We start from the raw sequence: 3,086 nt of genomic DNA on the forward strand, positions 1-3,086 counted from the left end.
ATTGCGGCGGTAAACGGCTATGCGCTTGGCGCCGGGGCCGAGATGGCTCTCGCTTGCGACTTTATAGTCATGGCCGCCTCAGCGCGGATCGGATTTCCCGAAATCGGCCTTGGCGCGTTCCTCGGGGGTGGGGTTACGAACATCCTTCCACGGCTTGTAGGTCTCGCAAAAGCGCGTGAGCTGATCTTCCTCGGTTCGCAGATTGACGGCGCGGAAGCAGTCAGGATCGGACTGGCCTTACGCAGTATCCCTGACAAGGAATTCGCAGCGAGCATCCGCACTTTGGCAAGTGAACTGTCAAAGAAGGCCCCATTCTCGATGCAGCTTGCCAAAGAACAGTTGGCGTCAGCTGCTCATGGGACGTTCGACTCTGCTCTTACTGCTGAGCTCGAAGGCATGATGTTTTGTTCGACGACGCGCGATTGGCAGGAGGGCGTCGACGCCTTCGCGGAAAAGCGTTCACCGATCTTTCGGGGGGAATAACATGGCGTCGAATGACCTCTTCAACATTCTGTCCCCCGACTCCATTGCGATCATTGGCGCATCCAAGAATCCGGCAAAGCGGGGATATAGGTCACTTAGGAAACTCCTGGACGATGGCTATGCCGGGACGATCTATCCAATCAATCCAAAAGAGAGTGAAATCTGCGGCATTAGATGTCTGCCCGATCTGGGCAGCCTGCCGGGCCCCGTCGACCTTGCGCTGGTCTGTACTCCCGCCGCGACGGTTGCTTCGGTCATCGCCGAATGCGCCGCAAAAGGAGTGGGCGGCGCCGTGGTTCTGGCGGGTGGCTTTGGCGAGGCCGGGGACGACGGCAAGCGGCTCCAGGATACGGTACTTGCCGCTGCGCGGGCTAGCGGTGTTAGAATCATCGGGCCGAACACCTCGGGCATGTTCAATACTCATAAAGCCTGCAATCTCGTCGGCTTTTCGGACTTGCGGAAGGGTAGCATCGGCCTTCTGTCCCAGTCGGGCAACATGGCTCTGGCACTCGTCACGGAAGCTCAAGCCAACGGCCAGGTGGGTTTGAGCACGTATGTGGGGGTAGGTAACGAGGCCGATATTCGCTTCGACGAATACCTCGACTACTTTGCGGCCGATCCCAAAACCAACGTGGTGATCGCCTACGTTGAAGGACTGAAAGACGGCCGCCGCTTTTTAAACGCCTTGAGGCGGATCTCGCTGGAGAAACCAGTTGTCATTTACAAATCGGGTCGGACAAGTGCCGGACGCATTTCCGCGAAGTCTCATACCGGCGCTTTGGCTGGCGAATATGCCGTCAGCGAAGGCGTGCTGAGGCAAGCCGGCGCAATCCTTGCACATCGGTCCGACGAGATCCTGCCGATGGCGGAGGCGCTATCGTTACTGCCTCCCCTGCGTTCGCGCCGCCTCGCCATCCTTGCGGACGGCGGAGGCCACGCGACAATTGCCGCCGACGCCTTATCTGAACGCGGACTGCTGCTAGCTCCCTTGAGCGATGAAACGCAACGGCGGATTGCGACGATGCTCCCTCCGGCCGCGTCGGTCATCAATCCAGTGGACGTGGCTGGGGGCACGGACACGGATCCGTCGGTGTTCGCCGCTTGCGCGGAGATTCTGTTGCAGGATTCGATGGTGGATGGACTTCTAATATCAGGTCTCTACGGCGGTTACGCGGTCCGTTTCTCACAAGACTTGCTCGCTGCAGAAATCGATGCCACGAACCTCATCGGCGCAATGCCACGCCGGTTCGGCAAGCCCGTAATCGTTCATAGCCTGTACGGTGCACTTCAGGCAGATCAGCGACCGTTGCCACTCCTCGAGATGCACCGCGCAGGCATCCCGGTGCACAGCTCCCTGGAAACTGCCGTGCGATGCATGCAGGCTTTGGCGGAGTGCGGTGAGGTGGGCCGCGCCTTTGCAGCGCTGCCGCCACAGCGGGCGCAGCACGGGAAAATCTTTGAGCAGGTTCTTGCGCGATGCAGAGCCGAGGGCAGGCGAGTAGTTTTGGAACACGAAGGGCGAGCTAGCCTGCGCGACTTCGGCCTGGATCTCGCTCCGGCTTTGCTGGCTCTCGATGAAAAAGAAGCCGAAGAGGCCTTTCTCAGTCTCGGCGCACAGCCGGTGGCACTGAAAATCGTATCTCGCGATATCCTGCACAAGACGGAGGCGGGCGGCGTCAAACTCAATGTCGTAGACGTGGCATCGGTGCGCAGCAGCTTCCTTGAGATCGTCGCCAATGCTAGGGCTGCGGTAACCAATCCGAAAATTGCGGGCGTCCTCGTCACTCCGATGGCAGCAAAGGAGGGCGTCGAGATCATCGTCGGCGTCGTGCGCGATGCCTCATACGGTCCCATCATGATGTTCGGACTAGGCGGAGTCCTCGTCGAAGTTCTTAGGGATGTGGTGTTCCGCGCGCTTCCGATCTCACGCAATGATGCCTTTGCGATGTTGGGCGAAATCAAGGCGCAAGCGGTTCTGGATGGCGTGCGCGGGGGAACGCCGGTTGATCGAGACGCGCTCGCAGACTTTATGGTCAGTATTTCGGATTTCGTTGAAGCCTGCCCGGAGATCGACGAACTCGACCTCAATCCCATCCTTGCATATCCCAACGGTTTGACCGTGCTCGATGTGCGCATTCTTCTCACCGCGTCTTCCCCAGCGCGGTCGGTAGAGAAACAAAGGATCGAAGCATGACGGATCTGCCGAAGCTGATCGACTCGAAACTCGAAGTCAGCGACCGCGTCGCCTTGCTCGTGCTTGACCGGGATGACGTCCGCAACGAACTGACCGGGACGAGTTTGATAGACGACATTGTGCAAACGGTTGACTGGATCAATGGTGGGGCGGCCATCTCGGTTTTGGTCATCACAGGGGCTGGCAAGGCGTTTTCCGCCGGCGGCAACGTCAAGGACATGCGGGACCGTAGGGGAAGCTTCGCTGGCGATGTGTTTGAGGTGCAAGAACGCTATCGCCGCGGCATCCAACGAATTGCGCTTGCGACGCACCGGCTGGAGGTCCCTGTCATTGCTGCGGTCAATGGGGCAGCAATCGGTGCTGGTTTCGATCTGGCAACAATGTGCGACATCCGTATCGCAGCGGAGGA

3 protein-coding genes are annotated in these 3,086 nt (G+C 59.3%); all 3 read left to right on the plus strand.

Annotated elements, in window-relative coordinates; translation table 11 throughout:
- On the plus strand, positions 1-483 hold a 483-nt coding region (locus ACFFNA_RS39440; RefSeq protein ID WP_378925707.1), incomplete at its 5' end, for an enoyl-CoA hydratase/isomerase family protein.
- 1 nt (position 484) lies between these two features.
- Complete coding sequence (locus ACFFNA_RS39445) at positions 485-2,677, plus strand: acetate--CoA ligase family protein (RefSeq protein ID WP_378925709.1); 2,193 nt, start codon at positions 485-487, stop codon at positions 2,675-2,677.
- The coding region (locus ACFFNA_RS39450; RefSeq protein WP_378925711.1) for an enoyl-CoA hydratase-related protein at positions 2,674-3,086 on the plus strand (413 nt) is incomplete at its 3' end. The genes ACFFNA_RS39445 and ACFFNA_RS39450, both read left to right, overlap by 4 nt.

Source organism: Mesorhizobium kowhaii (genome assembly GCF_042431665.1).
Taxonomy (GTDB): Bacteria; Pseudomonadota; Alphaproteobacteria; order Rhizobiales; family Rhizobiaceae; genus Mesorhizobium; species Mesorhizobium kowhaii.

What these genes read in the sequence shown, in the direction of transcription:
- ACFFNA_RS39445 (WP_378925709.1), top strand. Translation starts at nt 485, where the DNA reads ATGGCGTCGAATGACCTCTTCAACATTCTGTCCCCCGACTCCATTGCG.